This is a genomic window from Metapseudomonas cellulosilytica (assembly GCF_049334135.1).
Lineage (GTDB): Bacteria > Pseudomonadota > Gammaproteobacteria > Pseudomonadales > Pseudomonadaceae > Metapseudomonas.
The window spans coordinates 72,243-93,451 of record NZ_JBHZGN010000024.1 but is presented as its reverse complement, the minus strand read 5'-3'; the positions used below and the strand labels follow the sequence as shown (position 1 = coordinate 93,451).

Annotated in this window: 20 protein-coding genes and 1 pseudogene; 10 read left to right on the top strand and 11 right to left on the bottom strand. The window is 64.0% G+C overall.

Annotated elements, in window-relative coordinates:
- Positions 1 to 74: 74 nt before the first annotated feature.
- Complete coding sequence (locus ACFW0H_RS24380) at positions 75 to 977, top strand: LysR family transcriptional regulator (RefSeq protein ID WP_422916421.1); 903 nt, start codon at positions 75 to 77, stop codon at positions 975 to 977.
- Here the strand turns inward: ACFW0H_RS24380 and ACFW0H_RS24375 are convergent.
- The gene (locus ACFW0H_RS24375) at positions 974 to 1,489 is read right to left on the bottom strand and encodes a hypothetical protein (protein ID WP_422916420.1); all 516 of its coding nucleotides are present in this window, start codon (positions 1,487 to 1,489) and stop codon (positions 974 to 976) included. The genes ACFW0H_RS24380 and ACFW0H_RS24375 overlap by 4 nt on opposite strands.
- Before the next feature lie 475 nt (positions 1,490 to 1,964).
- Here ACFW0H_RS24375 and ACFW0H_RS24370 point away from each other — a divergent pair, with 475 nt between their 5' ends.
- The 3 genes from ACFW0H_RS24370 to ACFW0H_RS24360 all read left to right on the top strand — a co-directional run bounded on the left by ACFW0H_RS24370 (position 1,965) and on the right by ACFW0H_RS24360 (position 5,441).
- Positions 1,965 to 3,041: a DUF2157 domain-containing protein gene (locus tag ACFW0H_RS24370; protein ID WP_422916419.1), complete on the top strand. Its 1,077-nt coding sequence runs from the start codon at positions 1,965 to 1,967 to the stop codon at positions 3,039 to 3,041.
- Positions 3,038 to 3,856 (top strand): DUF4824 family protein, encoded by an 819-nt coding sequence (locus ACFW0H_RS24365; RefSeq protein ID WP_422916418.1) that lies wholly within the window; start codon positions 3,038 to 3,040, stop codon positions 3,854 to 3,856. The genes ACFW0H_RS24370 and ACFW0H_RS24365 overlap by 4 nt, the downstream gene beginning before the upstream one ends.
- A gap of 91 nt (positions 3,857 to 3,947) precedes the next feature.
- On the top strand, positions 3,948 to 5,441 hold the full coding sequence (locus tag ACFW0H_RS24360; RefSeq protein ID WP_422916417.1) for a sensor domain-containing diguanylate cyclase: 1,494 nt from the start codon (positions 3,948 to 3,950) through the stop codon (positions 5,439 to 5,441).
- A 281-nt stretch (positions 5,442 to 5,722) separates the two neighbouring features.
- On the opposite strand, the gene modC is transcribed toward ACFW0H_RS24360, so the two are convergent.
- The 6 genes from modC to ACFW0H_RS24330 form a co-directional block, all read right to left on the bottom strand.
- On the bottom strand, positions 5,723 to 6,808 hold the full coding sequence (gene modC, locus ACFW0H_RS24355; RefSeq protein ID WP_422916416.1) for a molybdenum ABC transporter ATP-binding protein: 1,086 nt from the start codon (positions 6,806 to 6,808) through the stop codon (positions 5,723 to 5,725).
- Positions 6,809 to 6,811: 3 nt separating this feature from the next.
- On the bottom strand, positions 6,812 to 7,498 hold the full coding sequence (modB, locus tag ACFW0H_RS24350) for a molybdate ABC transporter permease subunit (RefSeq protein WP_422916415.1): 687 nt from the start codon (positions 7,496 to 7,498) through the stop codon (positions 6,812 to 6,814).
- Positions 7,499 to 7,567: 69 nt separating this feature from the next.
- Positions 7,568 to 8,614, bottom strand: coding sequence for a GGDEF domain-containing protein (locus ACFW0H_RS24345; RefSeq protein ID WP_422916414.1), 1,047 nt, complete (start codon positions 8,612 to 8,614; stop codon positions 7,568 to 7,570).
- Positions 8,615 to 8,671: 57 nt separating this feature from the next.
- Positions 8,672 to 9,064, bottom strand: a complete 393-nt coding sequence (gloA, locus tag ACFW0H_RS24340; RefSeq protein ID WP_422916413.1) for a lactoylglutathione lyase — start codon at positions 9,062 to 9,064, stop codon at positions 8,672 to 8,674.
- Between the two features lie 93 nt (positions 9,065 to 9,157).
- Positions 9,158 to 10,375 (bottom strand): argininosuccinate synthase, encoded by a 1,218-nt coding sequence (locus ACFW0H_RS24335; RefSeq protein WP_422916412.1) that lies wholly within the window; start codon positions 10,373 to 10,375, stop codon positions 9,158 to 9,160.
- A gap of 129 nt (positions 10,376 to 10,504) precedes the next feature.
- Positions 10,505 to 11,512, bottom strand: a complete 1,008-nt coding sequence (locus ACFW0H_RS24330; RefSeq protein WP_422916411.1) for a flagellar protein MotY — start codon at positions 11,510 to 11,512, stop codon at positions 10,505 to 10,507.
- A 166-nt stretch (positions 11,513 to 11,678) separates the two neighbouring features.
- Here ACFW0H_RS24330 and pyrC point away from each other — a divergent pair, with 166 nt between their 5' ends.
- Together pyrC and rnt are read left to right on the top strand one after the other, a co-directional pair.
- Positions 11,679 to 12,725, top strand: coding sequence for a dihydroorotase (gene pyrC, locus ACFW0H_RS24325; RefSeq protein WP_422916410.1), 1,047 nt, complete (start codon positions 11,679 to 11,681; stop codon positions 12,723 to 12,725).
- Complete coding sequence (rnt, locus tag ACFW0H_RS24320) at positions 12,722 to 13,393, top strand: ribonuclease T (protein ID WP_422916409.1); 672 nt, start codon at positions 12,722 to 12,724, stop codon at positions 13,391 to 13,393. Before pyrC ends, rnt begins: the two co-directional genes overlap by 4 nt.
- A 68-nt stretch (positions 13,394 to 13,461) precedes the next feature.
- Here rnt and ACFW0H_RS24315 read toward each other — a convergent pair whose 3' ends face one another.
- Positions 13,462 to 14,064, bottom strand: coding sequence for a peroxiredoxin (locus ACFW0H_RS24315; RefSeq protein ID WP_422916408.1), 603 nt, complete (start codon positions 14,062 to 14,064; stop codon positions 13,462 to 13,464).
- A 281-nt stretch (positions 14,065 to 14,345) separates the two neighbouring features.
- On the opposite strand from ACFW0H_RS24315, the gene ACFW0H_RS24310 reads away from it, so the two are divergent.
- Entirely contained in the window at positions 14,346 to 14,564 is a 219-nt protein-coding gene (locus ACFW0H_RS24310; RefSeq protein ID WP_044870649.1) for a bacterioferritin-associated ferredoxin, read from the top strand.
- Positions 14,565 to 14,768: 204 nt separating this feature from the next.
- Positions 14,769 to 15,239 (top strand): bacterioferritin, encoded by a 471-nt coding sequence (gene bfr / locus ACFW0H_RS24305; protein ID WP_422916407.1) that lies wholly within the window; start codon positions 14,769 to 14,771, stop codon positions 15,237 to 15,239.
- 163 nt (positions 15,240 to 15,402) lie between these two features.
- Here the strand turns inward: bfr and grxD are convergent, their stop codons facing one another.
- The 3 genes and pseudogenes from grxD to ACFW0H_RS24290 form a co-directional block, all read right to left on the bottom strand.
- Entirely contained in the window at positions 15,403 to 15,729 is a 327-nt protein-coding gene (gene grxD, locus ACFW0H_RS24300) for a Grx4 family monothiol glutaredoxin (RefSeq protein WP_280287760.1), read from the bottom strand.
- 93 nt (positions 15,730 to 15,822) lie between these two features.
- Positions 15,823 to 17,936 (bottom strand): annotated as a pseudogene (locus ACFW0H_RS24295) (molybdopterin-dependent oxidoreductase).
- A gap of 136 nt (positions 17,937 to 18,072) precedes the next feature.
- Entirely contained in the window at positions 18,073 to 18,510 is a 438-nt protein-coding gene (locus tag ACFW0H_RS24290) for a hypothetical protein (RefSeq protein ID WP_422916406.1), read from the bottom strand.
- A 580-nt stretch (positions 18,511 to 19,090) separates the two neighbouring features.
- Between ACFW0H_RS24290 and argF the strand changes: the two genes are divergently transcribed.
- Positions 19,091 to 20,008, top strand: coding sequence for an ornithine carbamoyltransferase (gene argF, locus ACFW0H_RS24285; RefSeq protein ID WP_422916405.1), 918 nt, complete (start codon positions 19,091 to 19,093; stop codon positions 20,006 to 20,008).
- A complete protein-coding gene (locus ACFW0H_RS24280) occupies positions 20,005 to 21,114 on the top strand; it encodes an ABC transporter ATP-binding protein (protein WP_422916404.1) in 1,110 nt (369 codons plus the stop codon). The genes argF and ACFW0H_RS24280 overlap by 4 nt, the downstream gene beginning before the upstream one ends.
- Positions 21,115 to 21,209: the final 95 nt, after the last annotated feature.

Genomic DNA, 21,209 nt, shown 5'->3' with positions numbered 1-21,209 from the left:
GGGCGCAGACAGGCTGGCAGCGGCCTGACAATAATTCCAATGCATTCTTTTTCTGATATTGATGCATCAAGCGCATGAACGACCTTCGCCAGCTCCGCCACTTCGTCGCCCTCGCCGAATACGGCCACTTCGCCCGCGCGGCCGAGGCGGTCAATCTCAGCCAGCCAGCGCTCAGCCGCAGCATCCAGGCCCTCGAGGCAAGCCTGGGCTGCAGCCTGCTGGATCGCGGTCCACGGCAGATCAGCCTGACCGCCCACGGGCGACTGGTGCTGGAACACGCCCGGCGCCTGCTGGACGGCAGCCGCGCCCTGCGCAGCGCGGTGACCCAGCTCGACAATCTCGACAGCGGCGAACTGCGCCTGGGCGCCGGGCCCTACCCCGCCGCGCGCCTGGTGCCCCGCGCCCTGGGGCGTTTCGCCAGCAAATACCCGGGCGTGCGCGTGCAGCTCAGCCTGGAGAACTGGCACAACCTGCGCCAGCTCCTGCTGGACGACGCCATCGAAATATTCATCGCCGATATCCGTGAACTTACGGACGATCCGCTACTGGACATCGCGCCCCTGCGCCGCCACCCCGGTACCCTCTTCTGCCGGCCCGGGCATCCGCTGCTGGATCGGGGCCCGCTGCAGTTCACCGACATCGCCCGCTATGCCCTGGCCGGCACCCAGCTGCCGCTGGAGGTAGCGCGGGCCATTGGTGAACTTGCCGGCAACGAGAAACCGCTGGGCATCGAGTGCGATAACTTCATGGTGCTGAAGGCACTGGTGGCAGAGAGCGACGTGATCAGCATGGCGCCCTGGGATGTGGTGGCTGACGACGTAGCTGCGGGGCGCCTGGCGCTACTGGAGATTCCCGCCAATGCCTGGTCGTCATCGGCCTATGGCGTGGTCAGCCATGCCGCGCGCAGCCTGTCTCCGGCTGCGCGGGCGGTAAGGGATCTGCTGCTGGAGGAAGACCGGCAATTCGCCGCGCTCTAGCGGCGGTTGCCCATCGACCAGCTACTGCGGTTGTTGTGGCGTGGGTGATGCGGGCGCGCCTCGTAACCTGGCTGCACCCGGTACTGCTGGCGCATGTCCATGTCGTTCCGACCCCAGGTCCGCAAGCGCGGGGTGTAGTCGTGGCGGCGTTCCTGGTAGTCGTCGAAGCGTGGGGCCTGGAAGCGCCGATCGTGGTGGAACCTGAAGTTGTTGTCATCAAAACGCCGGTCGAAACGATGCTTGTGCATCTTGAAGTCTTGCCGGTGCGGGTCGAAACGCCGGTCGCCGCGGAAATCGTCGTCGCGGAACTTGTCGTTATGGAAGTCGTCGTGGCGGCGATGGTCGACGATGTAGTAGGTGGACGGAGTCCGGTCGTAATGGCGGTACACCCGATAGTCGTCGTCATCGTAGTAACGGGGGTAGCCACGGTAGCCATAGTCATCGTAGTCATACACCGCACAACCACTCAGGGTCAGGCTCAGCACTGCGAGGAATATTGATCGGTAGTACATGGCGGCCTCCTTCGACCGCAAGGGACGAGCGCAGACAAATGCCGGCGATCGGGATCGCTCCTACTGCCTTGGACACCTGTCCTACGGAACAACGCGCGGCATCTGTCGGAAAAATCCTTTTCCATTTGTTGCAACGCGCCAATCGGCCGAGGGGGGAACGCCGGATAACCGCCTTTGTAGGAGCGAATTCATTCGCGAAGCGGGCCGAAGTCCTGCGTTGTCGCCCCATCGCGAATCAATTCGCTCACCGCAGGTTCACATGCCGGCTGATCAGTCATGTAGGGTGGATAGCGCTTTTCTATCCACCAGCGACGCCGTGCAGGACGCCGGTGGTGGAAATCCCAAAAGGGATTTTCACCCTACGTGCCGATTGACATGGAATCTCCCACAGTTTCCCCTACCCGGCGCAGGCCGATTGCCCAACCTGTTGCGCGGTCCTAAAGTTCAAGCGGCAACGCACGCAAAAGGACCCGCAATGCCGCTGCTCAGCCGCGATCAGGCGCAACGCCGCGCCGACGATATCCAAGCCTTCTACCGGGAAGTGGAGCGCCTGCGCGAAGAGCAGGCCCTGCTGCTCGCCCCCGACCAGACCGATCGTCTCGGCGAACACCATCAGCGCTTGCTGGCCGATTATCGCAGTGCCTATGACATCGACCCGGACGCCCAGTCCCGCCGCCTGTCCCTCGGCATGCGCATCACCTCCCTGCTGGGCGCCCTGGCGCTGGCCGCCAGCCTGCTGTTCTTCTTTTACCAGTTCTGGGGGCTGTTCCCCGAAGTCGCCCAGGTCGGCATCCTCGCCGGCTTTTCCATCGGCAGCCTGCTGCTCACCCTGCTGCTGCGCCAGCGCGACACGTCCGGCTACTTCGCCAGGCTGGCGGCGGTCCTCGCCTTCGCCTGCTTCGTGCTGAACGTCTCCATGCTCGGGCAGATCTTCAACATCACCCCAAGCGACAGCGCCCTGTTGCCCTGGGCCGCCTACGCCCTGTTGCTGGCCTATGTGTGCGAGGTTCGCCTGCTGCTGGGCGCCGGCCTGGCCTGCATCCTGGCCCTGTCCGCCACCCGGTTGGCGAGCTGGACCGGCCTCTACTGGCTGGACTGCGTCGAACGTCCGGAGCACCTGCTGCCCGCCGGGCTGCTGATCGTCCTGTTGCCACAGTTCATCTCCCAGGCGCGCTACAGCGGCTTCGCCGCGGTGTACCGGGTGATCGGCCTGCTGGGCCTGTTCGTGCCGATGCTGGTGTTGGCCAATTGGGGAGCGGGCAGCTACCTGCCCTGGGCTGGGAACGCCGTGGAAACCTTCTACCAACTGGCAGGCTTCATCGCTTCGGCACTGGCCATCTGGCTCGGCAACCGCCGCGACTGGCCGGATGTCATGTACTCCGGCTTGCTGTTCTTCGTGCTCTTTCTCTTCATCAAGCTGTTCGACTGGTGGTGGGACCTGATGCCCAAGTACCTGTTCTTCCTGGTCCTGGGGCTGATCGCCGTGCTCATCCTGCTGGTGCTTGGCCGCCTGCGCCGAAGCGAGGTTCGCAAGGAAGGGCCACGCCCATGAAGACCCGTAGCGCACTCATCTCCGGTCTGGCGCTGATCGCCATGACCAATGTCGTCGCCCTGGGCGGTGTCTGGTACAACCGCAGCGGCGAGCCGGAAAGCAGCCTGCTGCTCTCCGAGCGCGAACTGCGCCGCAGCTACGAGTGGTCACGTCACGAGAACAGTGGCCTGGCCCTGCGCCTGGACTGGCGCCAACCCAGTGACCCCGCGAGCGACGACCGCTACCAGCGCCTGATGCTGGACGAGGCCAGGCTGGCGGCCCTCGGTTTTGCCGGCCCGGACAAAGGTGACCCTCGCCATGACAGTCAGGCGCGCGAGGTGCTGGTGGTGCTGGAGCTGGATGGCCCGGCGCGCAAGGCCGAACTGGAGCGCGCACGCGAACAGTTGCACAACGCCCGCGACGAGCTGCACGCAAAACCGAACGACAAGCGTCGACAGGACGCCGAACGCGCCGCCCGCGACTACCTTGATCATGAAGAGCAGCGCGACAGCCGCCTGTTCGCCGTGGACGTCGGCCTGGATCGGGAAGCGCTGCGCATCCGCTACCCCGACCGCAGCCGCTACGCCATCGTGCCCGGCAGTGTGAATGCCTGGGTCCGCGACGGACACCTGACCGGGCAGATCAGCGAGCTGCGGATCACCGCCATCAACGTGCCCCATGCCTGGCGCCGCACGCTCGATGAGGCGCTGGAACGCGGCCGCCAGAACGACCGGCCGCCCCCCTTCCAGGCGCGGGTCAGCTTCGGCCAGCGCCTCGAACCCTGGATGGACGAGGCTCCGTCACTGGAGCGGATGGAGGGTCAAGGAAAGGGCTGAATCGCCGAAAGCCTGGCGTCAAGTACCCGTTCGTGACGCCTGTGTTAGCGCAGGCTAGCATTGCGCCACTATCCGGAGGTCGCGTTTCCCGATGCCGTTACGAGAACACAACAAGCACAGCCATCGGCTGTTGTTCCTCGCCCTGGTCCTGCTGCTCGGCTGCGGATTCCTGGCGACTTCGCTGGTCAGTTACCAGGCATCGCTGAAGTCGATCCGCAACAGCATCGTCAATACCGAGCTACCGCTGACCTCGGACAATGTCTATTCGGAGATCCAGAAGGACCTGGTACGCCCCATCCTGATCTCCTCGATGATGAGCCGCGACACCTTCGTCCGCGACTGGGTGATGCACGGCGAGAAGGACGTCGAGCAGATGACCCGCTACCTGCGCGAAGTTCAGCAACATTACGGCGCCTTCACCAGCTTCTTCATCTCCGACCGCACCCTCACCTACTACCAGACCAAGGGTGTGCTCAAGCACATACGCCGCGACGAACCCAGGGACATCTGGTACTTCCGCGTGCGTGATCTGAAGGAGCCTTACGAGATCAACGTCGACGTCGACATGGCCAACCAGGATCGGCTGACCATCTTCATCAACTACAAGGTGTTCGACTACGACGGCAAGTTCATCGGCGCCACGGGCGTGGGCCTGACGGTGGACGCGGTGATCAAGCTCATCGACGAATACCAGCGGCGCTACGACCGCAGCGTCTATTTCGTCGACACCAACGGGCGCATCGTCCTCACCGGTGCCGACGGCGGCCCGACGGGCGCGCGGGCCGGCCAGTCGCTCGCCGAGGTGCCGGGCCTGGAAGACCTGCAGGCCCGCCTGGGCCGCCCGCAGACCGGCAAGTTCGAGTACCAGGAGCGTGGCCGCGATCACTACCTCAACGTGCGCTACATCCCCGAGCTGGACTGGTTCCTCTTCGTCGACAAGCACGAGGGCGGCCTGCTCGCCGGCATCCGCAACACGCTCTACCTCAACCTGCTGATCTGCCTGGTCGTCACCGCCATCATGCTGTTCCTGGTCGGCCGCCTGATGGGGCGCTACCAACGCAGCATCGCCGCCCTGGCCACTACCGACAGCCTCACCGGACTGCCCAACCGCCGCGGCTTCGAATTGCTCGCCGGCCAGGCACTGCAGGAAGCCCGCCGCGACCGCCGGCCACTCACCGCGCTATTGCTGGACCTCGACCACTTCAAACTGCTCAACGACACCTACGGGCACCAGGCCGGCGACCAGGTACTGCAGGGCTTCGCCCAGAATCTGCGCGACGACCTGCGCAAGTCGGACATCATCTGTCGCTGGGGCGGCGAGGAATTCATCATCCTGCTCAAGGACACGGGCAACGCCACCGCGCACCAGATGGCGGAAAAGGTCCGCAGCGGAGTGTCCATCCAACGCTACCCCTTCAGGGGCGTGAACCTCCACGTGACCACCAGCATCGGCCTCGCCGAAATGCACCCGAATGACTCCCTGGACAGCCTGATCGGCCGCGCCGACCGAGGCCTCTACCGCGCCAAGCAGTCCGGCCGTGATTGCGTGTGCTTCGAGCCGGCCGGCCACCAGGACGCCCTCTGAACCTGTGGAGCGAATCCATTCGCCAGTAAAAATCCACGTTCGTAGGACGTGAACTTACTTTTACCCCTTATAAGGGGGGCCGGGGCCTACCTGCGCACCCAGAGCGAAACTCATGCACTTGCCCCACCGTAGGGTGCGCCATGCGCACCGATCCCGGGATCAGCCCGTGCGCCTCACTCAACCCTTGGTGCGCGCGGCGCACCCTACGTAGTCAGCTCCGCCGCTCCAGCCAGACAGCCTGAGTCATAAAATGAATTCGCTCCTGCAACCATTCATGCCCTTCAGGCCAGTACAGCCACCGATTTGATCTGCGCCCAGAGTGCCTGGCCGGGGTAGAGCCCCAGCTGGTCGCGGGAATAGCGGGTGATGCGCGCCAGCATAGGCGTACCGTCGACATCGAGGCGCACCAGCATATGGGCCGGGTTCGCCGCCGGCACCTCGTCCACCACCCGCGCCGGGAGCAGGTTGAGAATGCTGCTGTCGCGCTGCTTCTCAAGGCTCAGGCTGACGTCCCGCGCCAGCACCCGGAAGCGCAGGGTGCGTCCTTGGGCAACCGGCGAATGGGCCACGCGCATGCTCAGGGAACTGCCTGGAAGCGCCAGGGAGAGCAACTGGTAGCGCTCATCGAAACCCTGAATCCGACCTTCGATCACCACGCCGGCTTCGTCTTCCTGGGCGGTGGGCAGGTCGAGCCGCGCCAGGGTCTGGTCCAGCGGCCCGCTGGCCAACACCTGGCCGTTGTCCAGCAGCACCAGGTGATCGGCCAGGCGCGCCACTTCATCCGGCGAGTGGCTGACATAGAGCAGCGGGATATCCAGCTCATCGTGCAGGCGCTCCAGGTAGGGCAGGATTTCGCCCTTGCGCTTGAGGTCCAGCGCCGCCAGCGGCTCGTCCATCAGCAGCAGGCGCGGGCTGGTCAGCAGCGCACGGGCGATGCCCACGCGCTGCCGCTCACCGCCGGACAATCCGTCCGGCATGCGCTCCAGCAGGTGGCCGATCCCCAGCAACTCCACCGCCTGCTCCAGTTGCACCCGGCGTTCCCGCGCAGGAATGCGGTGCTGGCCGAACTCCAGGTTGCGCCGTACCGGGAGGTGCTCGAAAAGGCTGGCCTCCTGAAACACATAGCCCAGCGGGCGCTTGTGGGTGGGCAGGAAATGGCCGCGGGCACTGTCCTGCCAGACCTCGCCGTTGATCTCCAGAAAGCCCTCGGCGGCGCGCTCCAGTCCGGCGATGCACCGCAGCAGGCTGGTCTTGCCCGAGCCGGAATGGCCGAACAGGGCACTGACGCCGCGGCCGGGCAGCTTGAGGTCGGTATCCAGGGCGAAGCCCGGATGGCGCAGGCGGAAACGCGCGCGAATCTGTTGCATGGTTCAGGTCCAGCCCGGTTTCAGGCGCCGGCTGGTATTGAGCGCCAGCAGGATGAGGAAGGAGAACAGCAGCATGCCGCCGGCCAGCCAATGGGCCTGGGCGTACTCCATGGCTTCAACGTGGTCGAAGATCTGCACCGAGACCACGCGCGTCTTCTCCGGGATGTTCCCACCGATCATCAGCACCACGCCGAACTCGCCCACGGTGTGGGCGAAACCGAGGATCGAGGCGGTGACGAAGCCCGGCCGCGCGAGCGGCAGCACCACCGAGAAGAAGGTGTCCCACGGGCCCGCCCGCAGGGTCGCGGCCACTTCCAGCGGACGCGTGCCGATGGCGGTGAATGCGTTCTGCAGGGGCTGCACCACGAAGGGCATGGAGTAGATCACCGAGCCCACCACCAGACCGGCGAAGGTGAAGGGCAAGGTGCCGAGACCGAGGCCCTGGGTGAACTGGCCGATGAATCCTTGGGGCCCCATGCTCACCAGCAGATAGAAGCCGATGACGGTGGGTGGCAGCACCAGTGGCAGGGCGACCACGGCGGCAACCGGCCCCTTGAGGCGCGAGGTGGTGCGCGCCAGCCACCAGGCGATGGGCGTTCCTACCACCAACAACAGGAGGGTGGTGAGCGTGGCCAGTTCGAGGGTCAGCCAGATGGCGGCCAGGTCGGTGCGATCGAGGGGAAAGCTCATGGGGTTGACCGGGGGATCAGTTTTCGCTGTGTGGCGAACTATATAGCGAAGCCTGGCGTCCAGCCAGGATCAGGCGTCAGCCTTGCCCGGTCCAAGGCGCTGAAGCGCGTTCTCCGCTTCCTGCAGCAACTGCTCGAGCCCCTGCCCACGGGTGGATTCGGCATGTCCTACGCGCAGCGCCAGGCGCCGGTCCGCAGCACGGTTGAATGCTCCCAGGCCGGCACGCAGGCGTTGCAGGACGGCATTCGGATCGCCGTAGCCGCTGGTCATCACCAGGAATTCGCCAGCACCAAGACGCGCCAGCAAGTCGCCCCTGCGGAACTGCTCGCGCAGCAACCGCGCAGCGCTCATTGGCAGGTCATCACCCGGCTCACCGTCCTCAGTGTCCAGCACGAGGTGAAGCAACAGGCAGGACATGTTGCGCCGGCGCGCGGCGTCGAGTGCCTCGGCGGCCTGGCGCAGGAAGCCGAAACGATTGTTGAGGCCCGTGAGCAGGTCCAGTTGGGCGAAACGCTGGATCTCCTGTTCCACCCGTTCACGCTCGCAGGCTTCGTCGTAGAGCAGGCGGTTGGCGGCCACCAGTTCCTGGGTACGGGCGATCACCCGTTGTTCCAGTTCGTTGTAGAGCTGGACGTTTTCCATCGCCACCGACGTCGAATCCGCCAGCGCCTGCAGCAGGCCCACTTCACGCTCGCTGGCCGCGTAGTGGGTAGCCCAGTAGGTACCGATGGCGCCCACCGGCGCCAGGCTGCGGATCGGCACCATGACCAGGCTATTGACGAAGGTGGGACGGTAGGCGTCGTGGGGAATGCGCGGGTCGAGGTAGATGTCTTCGATCACCGCCGGTGTGCGGTTAATCATGGCCCAGCCGCTGATGCAGGTTTCCATGGGGAAACGCAGGCCCTTCCACAGCGGTGAGATGGCGTCCTCGTCCTTGTAGTAGCAGCGATCGCCATCGCGCAGGACGAAAGTGGCACCGTCGGCGCCCACCAGCTCACGGGCGGCACTGCGGACTATCTCGGCGATCCGGTCGAGGCTTCGCGCCAGGGACAGCTCCTGGATGGCCCGCACCAGGTATTCGAGATTGCGTTCGTAGCTGACTGCGGAACCATCCATAGACCCACGCCTCCGGACCGGGGCCATGCTGCCCCGGATTCATATCAGCACATAACCTCAGTCTTTGCGCGACGGCGAGAGCAGCTCGATCTTGTAGCCGTCGGGGTCCTCGACGAAGGCGAGGATGCTGGTGCCGTGCTTCATCGGCCCCGGCTCGCGGGTGATCTTGCCGCCACGGGCGCGAATGTCCTCGCAGGCCTTGTAGACATCGTCCACTTCCAGGGCGATGTGGCCGTAGCCGGTGCCCAGCTCGTAGTTATCCACACCCCAGTTGAAGGTCAGCTCGATCACGCTGTTGTGGGCTTCGTCGCCGTACCCAACGAATGCCAGGGTGAACTGGCCATCCGGGTAGTCCTTGCGGCGCAGCAGGGTCATGCCCAGCACTTCGGTGTAGAAGGCGATGGATTTGTCCAGGTCGCCGACTCGCAGCATGGTATGCAGCAGTCTCATCGTTACATCCTCATCGGTTGCCCGTGATCACGGGCTCTGAAAGACGAACCCCGGCTCGTGGCCGGGGTTCGTAGGCTCATGCTGGCAAGCTTATCAGAACAGCTTGCGGCCCTTGCCGGCGGCGATGCGCATGCGCAGGGCGTTGAGCTTGATGAAGCCCGCGGCGTCGGCCTGGTTGTAGGCGCCGGCATCGTCCTCGAAGGTGGCGATGTTGGCGTCGAACAGGGAGTCGTCGGACTTGCGGCCGACCACGATGACGTTGCCCTTGTACAGCTTCAGGCGCACCACGCCGTTCACGTTGGCCTGGGAGGCGTCGATCATCTGCTGCAGCATCAGACGCTCCGGGCTCCACCAGTAGCCGGTGTAGATCAGGCTGGCGTACTTGGGCATCAGCTCGTCTTTCAGGTGGGCCACTTCGCGGTCCAGGGTGATGGACTCGATGGCGCGGTGGGCCTTGAGCATGATGGTGCCGCCGGGGGTCTCGTAGCAGCCACGGGACTTCATGCCGACATAGCGGTTCTCGACGATGTCGAGGCGGCCGATGCCATTCTCGCCACCGATGCGGTTCAGCTCGGTCAGCACCTGCGCCGGGGTCATGTCCTTGCCGTCGATGGCGACGATGTCGCCGTTACGGTAGGTCAGCTCGATGTAGGTCGGGGTGTTCGGCGCGGCTTCCGGGGACTTGGTCCAGCGCCACATGTCTTCTTCGTGCTCGGTCCAGGTGTCTTCCAGCACGCCGCCCTCGTAAGAGATGTGCAGCAGGTTGGCGTCCATGGAGTACGGGGACTTCTTCTTGCCGTGGCGCTCGATCGGGATGCCGTGCTTCTCGGCGTAATCCATCAGCTTCTCGCGGGACAGCAGGTCCCACTCGCGCCAGGGAGCGATCACTTTGACGCCCGGTTTCAGCGCATAGGCGCCCAGCTCGAAGCGCACCTGGTCGTTGCCCTTGCCGGTGGCGCCATGGGAGATGGCGTCGGCGCCGGTCTCGTTGGCGATCTCGATCAGGCGCTTGGCGATCAGCGGACGGGCGATGGAAGTGCCCAGCAGGTACTCGCCTTCATAGATGGTGTTGGCGCGGAACATCGGATAGACGAAATCGCGAACGAACTCTTCGCGCAGGTCGTCGATGTAGATTTCCTTGACGCCCATGGCCTTGGCCTTGGCGCGGGCCGGCTCGACCTCCTCGCCCTGGCCGAGGTCGGCGGTGAAGGTCACCACTTCACAGTTATAGGTATCTTGCAGCCACTTGAGGATCACCGAGGTGTCCAGGCCACCGGAATAAGCCAGGACAACCTTCTTTACGTCCGCCATGCCATCAACTCCACGGGGGTTGTACGAAAAACCCGTGATTCTACTGACCCTGGCGGCCAAATTACAGTGGCGCGACAGCTTGTGACGACGAGGCGACAGATTCTGTCGAGCGCGCGACGGACGGCAGACTCAGGAGCCAGTCGGCAGCGCAGGGCTGGAAGCCTCTTCCCTAATACCGGGGACAGCAGCAGGCGCGCCGGGGGTGGCGGCAGGAACGCCGGGCGCGGCGGTGGGAGCAGGCGCCTCGGCCGGGGCCGGTTCGGTAGCCGGTGGTGCCACCGGCAGGTCCACGCGAGACAGTTGCACGGTGGCGCGGCGGTTCTTCGCCCGGTTCGCCGAGCTGTTGTTCGGCGCCAGCGGATAGCGTTCGCCGTGGAAGCGCATGACCATCTGCGACTCGGCAAAGCCGTTGGCCTTGAAATAGTCGTAGACCGCCAGGGCACGGCGCCTGGAAAGGTCGCGATTGGTCAGGCGGTTGCCGCTGTTGTCGGAATGGCCGTCGATTTCGATGTGGTTGACGCTGGGGTCGGCCTTGATGAAGTCGAGGATGATTTCCAGCCTGGCCTGGGCCATCTCATCCAGGTCGGTGCCGCCGCCGGGAAAACCGACCTGCATGTGCCTCACCTGGTCGAAGTTCACCGGCAGCAGTTTGGCGGTGCAGGCCAGGTAATCCTGGTAGGCCTGGTTGAACCTCACCGGCAGCAGACGCACTTCCAGGGCATCGCCGCCCTGCAGGGTGCGGTGGCGCACCACCGGGCTGCGTCCATCCAGCAGACCGGTGAGCAGGCGCCCGGCCTGTTCCTGGGAGCTGTTGAACGGCACTTCGCCGCCGCCGACGCTGACCACGCCGAGATTGATATCGCCCCTCCCCGGCTGCCACGGCGCGGCAGCCGCCAGCAACGTAGCGGAGCCGGCACCCATCCAGCGTTCACGCGCTTTCAGGCGGAAGGTGGCCTGCTCGCCCGCACGGCGCACGAACTCGCCGGAACCGAAATCGGTGACCGGTTGCGACAGCCGGCACTCGAACTTGTCGCCCTCGACCTTCCACTCCACCTTCTCCAGGCGCGTCTGGAAGGTGACGGCCATGGCCGGCAGGCTGGCGAGCAAGCTCAGGAAGACGAGATAGCGCTGGCGCACGGCGGGCTCCACGGGGAATTACGGCGTTCCTGCTGGATATCGGTTCCAGCCGGCAGAACTTGAGGGCCGATTACGCCCCGACCGGCGCCAGCCTCAAGCCCCGCGTGCCCCTGTAGGGCTTTTCCGGTAGCATGTTGGCCCAGTTCTGCCCGCCTGGAAGCCCCTCATGTCCGACCGTTTGACCCTCCTGCGTCCCGACGACTGGCACATCCATCTGCGCGATGGTGCCGTGCTGGCCCATACCGTCGCCGATGCCGCCCGCACCTTCGGCCGCGCCATCATCATGCCCAACCTGGTGCCCCCGGTACGCAATGCCGAGGAGGCCGATGCCTACCGCCAGCGCATCCTGTCCGCCCGCCCGGCCGGCAGCCGCTTCGAGCCGCTGATGGTGCTCTACCTCACCGACCGCACCAGCCCGGAGGACATCCGCGCCGCCAAGGCTTCCGGCTTCGTCCACGCCGCCAAGCTCTACCCGGCCGGCGCCACCACCAACTCGGACTCCGGCGTCACCAGCATCGACAAGATCTTCCCGGCCCTGGAAGCCATGGCCGAAGTGGGCATGCTGCTGCTGGTCCACGGTGAAGTGACCCGCGGCGAGATCGACGTGTTCGACCGCGAGAAGGTGTTCATCGACGAGCACCTCTCCCGCGTGGTGCAGCGCTTCCCGACCCTGAAGGTGGTGTTCGAGCACATCACCACTGGCGACGCCGTGCAGTTTGTGAACTCGGCCCCGGCCAACGTCGGCGCCACCATCACTGCCCACCACCTGCTGTACAACCGCAACCACATGCTGGTCGGCGGCATCCGCCCGCACTTCTATTGCCTGCCGATCCTCAAGCGCAACGTCCATCAGGAAGCCCTGCTGGACGCTGCCACAAGCGGCAGCACCAAGTTCTTCCTCGGCACCGACTCGGCGCCCCACGCCAAGCACGCCAAGGAAGCCGCCTGCGGCTGCGCCGGCTGCTACACCGCCTATGCGGCCATCGAGCTGTATGCCGAGGCCTTCGAGCAGCGCAATGCGCTGGATAAGCTGGAAGCCTTCGCCAGCTTCCACGGCCCGGACTTCTACGGCCTGCCGCGCAACAGCGACCGCATCACCCTGGTGCGCGAGGAATGGACCGCGCCGGCCACGCTGCCGCTCGGCGAGCAGGTAGTCGTACCACTGCGCGCCGGCGAAAAGCTGCGCTGGCGCCTGCTGGAGGAGCAAGCGTGAGCGAGGATCTCTACGACGACGAACTGGACGGCAGCCTGCCGTCGGGTCCGCGCCACCCCATGGCGGCGCGCTTCCGTGGCTACCTGCCGGTGGTGGTGGACGTGGAAACCGGCGGTTTCAACGCTGCCACCGACGCCCTGCTGGAAATCGCCGCGACCACCATCGCCATGGACGAGCAGGGCTTCCTCTATCCGGACCACACCCACTTCTTCCGCATCGAGCCGTTCGAAGGCGCCAACATCGAACAGGCCGCACTGGAGTTCACCGGGATCAAGCTGGACCATCCGCTGCGCATGGCGGTGAGCGAGGAGCACGCGCTGACGGAAATCTTCCGTGGCCTGCGCAAGTCGATCAAAGCCAATGGCTGCAAGCGCGCCATCCTGGTCGGCCACAACAGCAGCTTCGACCTCGGCTTCCTCAATGCCGCGGTGAACCGCACCGGCCTCAAGCGCAACCCCTTCCACCCCTTCTCCAGCTTCGACACCGCGACCCTCGCCGGCCTTGCCTATGGCCAGACCGTGCTGGCCAAGGCCTGCCAGGCGGCCGGCATCGAGTTCGACGGCCGCGAGGCCCACTCGGCACGCTACGACACCGAGAAGACCGCCGAACTGTTCTGCGGCATCGTCAACCGCTGGAAGGAAATGGGCGGCTGGTTCGACGAGGACTAAGCGCTCGTCGAAGCTCCAGACATGAAAAAGCCCGGCAATTGCCGGGCTTTTTCTTTGGCTGCTGACGCTTACAGGGAAGAAGCGTTCTCGGCCAGATACTTGGCAACGCCTTCCGGAGAAGCGGTCATGCCCTTGTCGCCCTTCTTCCAGTTGGCCGGGCAGACTTCGCCGTGCTCTTCGGTGAATTGCAGGGCGTCGACCAGACGCAGCAGCTCGTCCATGTTACGGCCCAGCGGCAGGTCGTTGACGATCTGGGAACGCACAACGCCGTTCTTGTCGATCAGGAAAGCACCACGGTAAGCCACGCCGCCTTCGGACTCGACGTCGTAGGCCTTGGCAATATCGTGCTTCATGTCGGCAGCCAGGGTGTACTTGACCTGGCCGATGCCGCCCTTGTCCACCGGGGTGTTACGCCAGGCGTTGTGGGTGAAGTGGGAGTCGATCGACACACCGATCACTTCCACGCCGCGAGCCTTGAACTCGGGAATGCGGTGATCCAGGGCGATCAGCTCGGACGGGCAGACGAAGGTGAAGTCCAGCGGGTAGAAGAACACCAGACCGTATTTGCCCTTGATGGCCTCGGACAGGGTGAAGTTCTCGACGATTTCGCCATTGCCCAGAACCGCGGCAACGGTGAAGTCCGGAGCCTGTTTGCCTACGAGTACGCTCATTCCATGTCTCCTGTTGTCATGAGTAATCAGTGTGTCCGGGGGTCACAGCTTGGCCGACCGATGTGGCGGCGCCATGACACCCGCTTGCGCAAGGACCCGCAATCATACACGCGAGCCACCTCCCCCGCACACCGCTTTCGACTGCCGGGTCAGCCTGTGCAGACCGGCATAAACCCGCCGGGAAGCCTCTGTTTCGCACCTTCCAGCCATAACTTTGACAATCATTCTCATTACTATTAGTATCCCTTCCATCCAACCACTCCCCTGAGTCCTGAGTCGCCATGTACGTCTGTCTCTGTCTAGGTGTCACTGACGGTCAAATTCGCGAAGCCATCTACGAAGGCTGCTGCAGCTATCGCGAAGTACGCAACGCCCTGGAAGTGGGTACCCAATGCGGCAAGTGCGCTTGCCTGGCCAAGCAGGTGGTCAAGGAGACCCTGGCCGAGGTACAGAGCAGCCAGGCGGCCCTCGCCTACCCTGCGGCCTACGCCATCGCCTGACCACTCGGCGGAATCTCGAAAACCGGGCCTCAGCGTCCGGTTTTTTTATGTCTATTTTTCAACTGTTTAGGCGTTAAACGCGGAAGTTAAACGTTCTTATTAATATTCAAATTTATTTGTAATTCAATGACTTAGATTTGACACACCAAGTTTGCAGGATCAAAATTCAAAAATCTTCCACTCTTCCCAATGGCAGGACTGCACATGAAAGGCGACAAGAAAGTCATACAGCATCTCAACAAGATCCTCGGCAACGAACTTGTTGCGATCAACCAGTATTTCCTGCACGCCCGCATGTACGAAGACTGGGGCCTGAAGAAGTTGGGCGACCACGAGTACCACGAATCCATCGATGAGATGAAACATGCGGACAAGCTGATCAAGCGCATTCTCTTCCTCGAAGGCATTCCCAACCTGCAAGACCTTGGCAAGCTGATGATTGGCGAAAACACCAAGGAAATGCTGGCCAGCGACCTCAAACTGGAACAGAACGCCGTACCGGACCTGAAGGCCGCCATTGCCTACTGCGAAAGTGCCGGTGACTACGGCAGCCGCGAGCTTCTGGAAGAAATCCTCGAGTCCGAGGAAGAGCACATCGACTGGCTGGAAACCCAGTTGGGCCTGATCGACAAAGTTGGCCTGGAAAACTACCTGCAATCGCAGATGGACGAATAATCCGCCCCGGAACAAGAAGCCCCGCAAATGCGGGGCTTCTTATTGGGGAATTGAACAGCGAACAGGAATGTTTCCAATTGGCAAATAGTATCCAGACATAAACCAGAACTTTCCGGAATGAAAAAGCCCCGCACTTGGCGGGGCTCTTTCATTGGATTACGGATCAGGCGCTGGCCTTGCTCACGGCATCCTTGACCAGGGTCTGCAGCTCACCCTTTTCGAACATCTCGGTCATGATGTCGCTGCCGCCAACCAGCTCGCCGGCCACCCAGAGCTGCGGGAAGGTCGGCCAGTTGGCGTACTTCGGCAGGTTCGCACGGATTTCCGGGTTCTGCAGGATGTCGACGTAGGCGAACTTTTCACCACAAGCCATCAGGACTTGCGAGGCACGGGCCGAGAAGCCGCACTGAGGAGCGTTCGGCGAGCCTTTCATGTACAGCAGGACAGTGTTGTTGGCGATCTGCTCTTTGATGGTTTCGATGATATCCATTGGGCACCTCGGCTGAACTTTCCGACTGGCGAGTCGGCAGGATGGCGGCATTGTAACGGAAAGCCGAGAGGCGCGCTCGGACTTAGCGTGCCTTCAGGCGGCCACCACTTCCACAGGAACGCCATTGAGCGCCGCATTGCCGGAAAGCGCATCGATCTGGCGTTCGTCGGTGAGGTCGTTGGCGCTGGCACCTGGCTGTTCGCTGGCGATACCCATGCGCACACCGGGACGGGCATGGCCCCAGCCGTGCGGCAGGCTGACCACGCCCGGCATCATGTCCTCGCTGGCCCCGACCTCCACCTCGATGACACCTACCCGCGAGCGCACCCGCACCCGCTGGCCATCCACCAGGCCACGGGATTCCAGGTCCTGCGGGTGCATCAGCAACTGATGGCGCGGTTTGCCCTTCACCAGGCGGTGATAGTTGTGCATCCAGGAGTTATTGCTGCGCACGTGACGCCGTCCGATCAGCATAAGTTCGCCGTCCCTTGGCGCCTCCTGCTCGGCGAAGCGCTTGAGGTCGGCGAGGAGAATGGCCGGCGCGGCTTCCACCTTGCCGCTGGTGGTCTTGATGCGGCCGGCCAGGTTCGGCTTGAGCGGCCCGAGGTCCAGACCATGGGGATGTTCCCGCAGGCGCGACACCGAGAGCTTGTGCTCGGAGCGGTCGCCGTAGGCACCGGCGCGCAGGCCCAGGTCGATCATCTGCTCAGGCGCCAGCGTCGGTTTCAGCTCGATGCCGGTGCGCGCGGCGAAAGCCTTGGCCAGGCCGACGAAGATTTCCCAGTCATGCAATGCCCCCGCCGGTTTGGCCAGCACCGCCTCGTTGAAGCGGGTGACGTTGCGCACCGCGAAAACGTTGAAGGTGGTGTCGTAGTGCTCATGCTCCAGCGGTGCGGTGCGGTGGGCGGCAGGATCAGGTCGGCATAGCGCGTGGTCTCGTTGATGTAGAGATCGATGCTGAGCATGAACTCAAGGCCATCCAGCGCCTGCTCCAGCCGGCGCCCATTGGGAGTGGACAACACAGGGTTGCCGGCCACGGTCACCAGCGCCCGCACCTGCCCTTCGCCCGGTGTCAGCATTTCCTCTGCCAGGGCCGCCACCGGCAGCTCGCCACCGTACTCGGGCAGCCCCGACACGCGGCTCTGCCAGCGATTGAAATGCCCGCCCGAAGTAGCGGCCACCAAGTCCACCGCCGGTTCCGTGCAAAGGGCGCCCCTTACGCTGTCCAGATTGCCGGTAACCAGGTTGATCAGCTGGATCAGCCATTGGCAGAGGCTACCGAAGGCCTGGGTAGACACGCCCATGCGGCCGTAGCAGACCGCCCCCTCGGCCGCGGCAAAGTCCCGCGCCAGCTGACGTATCTGCTCCGCTGCGATACCGCAGCGCAGGCCCATGGCCTCGGGCGTGAAGGGGGCGATGGCATCACGCACCTGCTCCAGGCCCTCCACCTGCAGATGGGTCGCCCGGCCAAGCCCCTCTTCGAACAAGGTATTGAGCAGGCCGAACAGCAGTGCCGCGTCCTGCCCCGGACGCACGAACAAGTGCTGATCGGCCATGGCCGCGGTCTCGCTGCGCCGCGGGTCCACCACCACCAGCTTGCCGCCACGGGCCTGCAAGGCCTTCAGGCGTTTCTCCACATCCGGCACCGTCATGATGCTGCCGTTGGAGGCCAGTGGATTGCCGCCGAGGATCAGCATGAACTGCGTGTGGTCGATATCGGGGATGGGAATCAGCAATCCGTGGCCGTACATCTGCTGACTGATCAGATGATGGGGCAGTTGGTCCACGGAGGTGGCGGAGAATCGGCCGCGGGTCCTGAGCAGGCCGAGGAAGTAGTTGCTGTGGGTCATCAGCCCGTAGTTGTGCACGCTCGGGTTGCCCTGATAGACCGCCACCGCATTGTTGCCATGGCGCGCCTGGATATCGGCCAGGCGCTCGGCGACCAGGCCGAAGGCCTCGTCCCAGTCGATCGGCAGCCATTCGTTGCCGGCGCGGCGCATGGGCTGACGAATGCGGTCGGGGTCATTCTGGATGTCCTGCAAGGCCACGGCCTTGGGGCAGATATGGCCACGACTGAAGCTGTCCCGGGCATCGCCCTTGATGGAGAGGATGCGGCGGCTGCCGTCGTCCAGGTCTTCGGTTTCGATGGTCAGGCCGCAGATGGCCTCGCAGAGATGGCACGCACGGTGGTGGAGGGTCTTGGTCATCGCCTGGCCTCATGTTCTTGTTCGAGACGACCGGTCGGGTCGAAAGAGCAAGACTATGGGCCCGGATCCGCTGCTCGGCCAGCAGGGTCAGCGTCATGAATCGGCAGGCATCAGGCCTGCCGATTCGCCCAGGTGTTCAGCGGATGGACTTGATGGTGCCCTTGTTGCCGGTGACCTTGGCGGTGACCTTCTTGAAGACGAAGTAGTCCTGAACGCTGAGCTCATAGCGCGGTGCGACGATCAGGTCGGCTCCGGAGGATTTCACGGCTTTATAGGCGGCAGCGGATTTCACCGCGGCGAGCGGATCGGGTCCGAAAGGCAGAACGCCGCCGCTGTCTGCACCATAGGCCACACCGTCGGCGAACTGGGAATCACCGCCAAAACGCAGGAAGCCGAACAGGATGTTCACTTCCGACTGCCCGCTGATCGATTCACCCACCGCAACGTCGGCCTTCAGGTCGGTCCTGACCTTGCCGTTCAGCGGCGAAGTCGGCTGGCTGACGTTGTAGCTGGTGCAGCCGGTGAGCGCGGCAAGGGTTGCAGCCAGGGCGGCGGGAACGAGGAACTTCTTCATCGATTACTCCATGGATACTCGGATTTCTGATTGGCTCCGTAGAATCTCCTTGACGGAAACCAGCCCCCGAATCAGGCGATTTCAGGGACGCGCCACCCTAGCAATGGCTGTGGGGGTGCATAAGTTCATGCTTTCCGAAAGGGCCCAGAGAAATTTCCCCAACTGACCACCCCCAGTTCTGTAGGCTCTTGCGTGCCCGGTCAGGCACACGCGACTGTCAGCGCATCAACCTCTCCACGCCTATGCGTCCTTCATCCCCTTGGGACAGAGCAATTCCCACTCGCGTGCGATTGCCAAATTCTCCAGCCCCGTTGTACAACGTGCGTCCCGTTAAAAAAGGCAAGCGGGGACGGTCCGGCGCGGGTTTGGTGATGCTCCGGCGAACACGGGCCCGTCAGGTGCATAGCCGCGAACGACGCGGCTTCCGGTACATATTGGAAAACCGCGACATTTCCTTATAAGATCGCGCCTTCCCCCTAAATCGTCGCCACGTGCGGCTCCAACCGCCCGTCCCGCCTGCTTTGTTCCCGCAACACCGGCCAGGACAGCGGCCAGTGACAAAAGAAGAAAGGTAGTAACCATGAGCGCTAGGCATTTTCTCTCCCTGATGGACTGTACTCCCCAGGAGCTGAACAGCCTGATCCGTCGAGGCAGCGAGCTGAAGGATCTGCGCAACCGAGGCGTGCGTTACGAGCCCCTGAAAAGCCGCGTGCTCGGGATGATCTTCGAGAAGGCTTCCACCCGTACCCGTCTTTCGTTCGAAGCCGGAATGATCCAGCTCGGCGGCCAGGCCATCTTCCTGTCCCCGCGCGACACCCAGCTTGGCCGTGGCGAGCCGATCAGCGACAGCGCCATCGTCATGTCGCGCATGCTCGATGCGGTGATGATCCGGACCTTTGCCCACAGCACGCTCACCGAGTTCGCCGCCCACTCGCGGGTGCCGGTGATCAACGGCCTGTCCGACGACCTCCACCCCTGCCAGCTGCTGGCCGACATGCAGACCTTCCTTGAGCATCGCGGCAGCATCCAGGGCAAGACAGTGGCCTGGATCGGTGACGGCAACAATATGTGCAACACCTATATAGAGGCGGCGATCCAGTTCGACTTCCAGCTGCGCGTCGCCTGTCCAGAGGGCTACGAGCCCAACCCGGACTTCCTCGCCAAGGCCGGCGACCGCGTGAAAGTGCTGCGTGATCCGCGCGAAGCGGTCGCTGGCGCCCACCTGGTCAGCACCGACGTCTGGACCTCCATGGGCCAGGAAGAGGAAACGGCCCAGCGCCTGGCGCTGTTTGCGCCCTACCAGGTCAACCAGGCGCTGCTCGACCTGGCCGCCGAGGACGTGATATTCATGCACTGCCTGCCGGCCCATCGCGGTGAAGAGATCAGCATCGACCTGCTCGACGATCCGCGCTCGGTGGCCTGGGACCAGGCGGAAAACCGTCTCCATGCCCAGAAAGCCCTGCTCGAACTGCTGGTCGAACACACCCATCACGCATGACTCGCGAAATACTCCTCAGCCTGCACAACCTCAGTTGCGGTTACCACGAACACCAGGTTGTGCGGGGCCTGAACCTTCATCTCAACGCCGGTGACATCGGCTGCCTGCTCGGCCCCTCGGGCTGCGGCAAGACCACTACCCTGCGCGCCATCGCCGGCTTCGAGCCGGTACTGGAAGGCGAGATCCAGCTGGCCGATGAGGTCATCTCCCGCGCCGGCTACACCCTGGCGCCGGAGAAGCGGCGGATCGGCATGGTGTTCCAGGACTACGCACTGTTCCCCCACCTGACGGTGGCCGAAAACGTCGCCTTCGGCATCCGCAAGGAGCCGGACTGCGAGCGCAAGGTCGGTGAACTGCTGGAACTGGTGAAGCTGGGCCACCTGGCCGCACGCTATCCCCACGAGTTGTCCGGCGGCCAGCAACAGCGGGTGTCCCTGGCCCGCGCCCTGGCGCCGGAGCCGCGTCTGCTGCTGCTCGACGAGCCCTTCTCCAACCTCGACGGGGAACTGCGCCGGCGCCTCAGCCAGGAGGTCCGCGAGATCCTCAAGGCGCGCGGCACCAGCGCCATCCTGGTCACCCATGACCAGGAAGAAGCCTTCGCCGTCAGCGACCACGTCGGCGTGTTCCGCGACGGCCTGCTGGAACAGTGGGACACCCCCTACAACCTGTACCATGAGCCACTGACGCCCTTCGTCGCCAGTTTCGTCGGCCAGGGCTATTTCATCCGTGGCCAGTTGGTCTCCGCCGATGCGGTGAACACTGAACTGGGCACCATCCGCGGCAACCGCGCCTACACCTGGCCCCAGGGCTCGGCGGTGGATGTGCTGCTGCGCCCGGACGACATCGTGCATGCTCCGGAGAGCGAACTGCGCGCCACGGTGATCGGCAAGACCTTCCTCGGCGCCGCCACCCTGTACCGACTGCAACTGCCCACCGGCAGCCAGCTGGAATCCATCTTCCCCAGCCATGCCGACCACCAGCCCGGGCAGGAAGTCGGCATCCGCATCGCCGCCGATCACCTGGTGGTGTTTCCCGCCATGGGCAGCGTCGCCGCCCACTACACGCCGCAGGAATCAGGGGTTCGCCGCATCAGCGGCGCGCTCTGACGCACGAAGGGGCCCTGGGACGTCCTTCGGGCAGCTTGGCCAATGAATTCGCCCCACGGGAAAGCGTGCCCCTGAGTTGGTCATGTAGGGTGGAT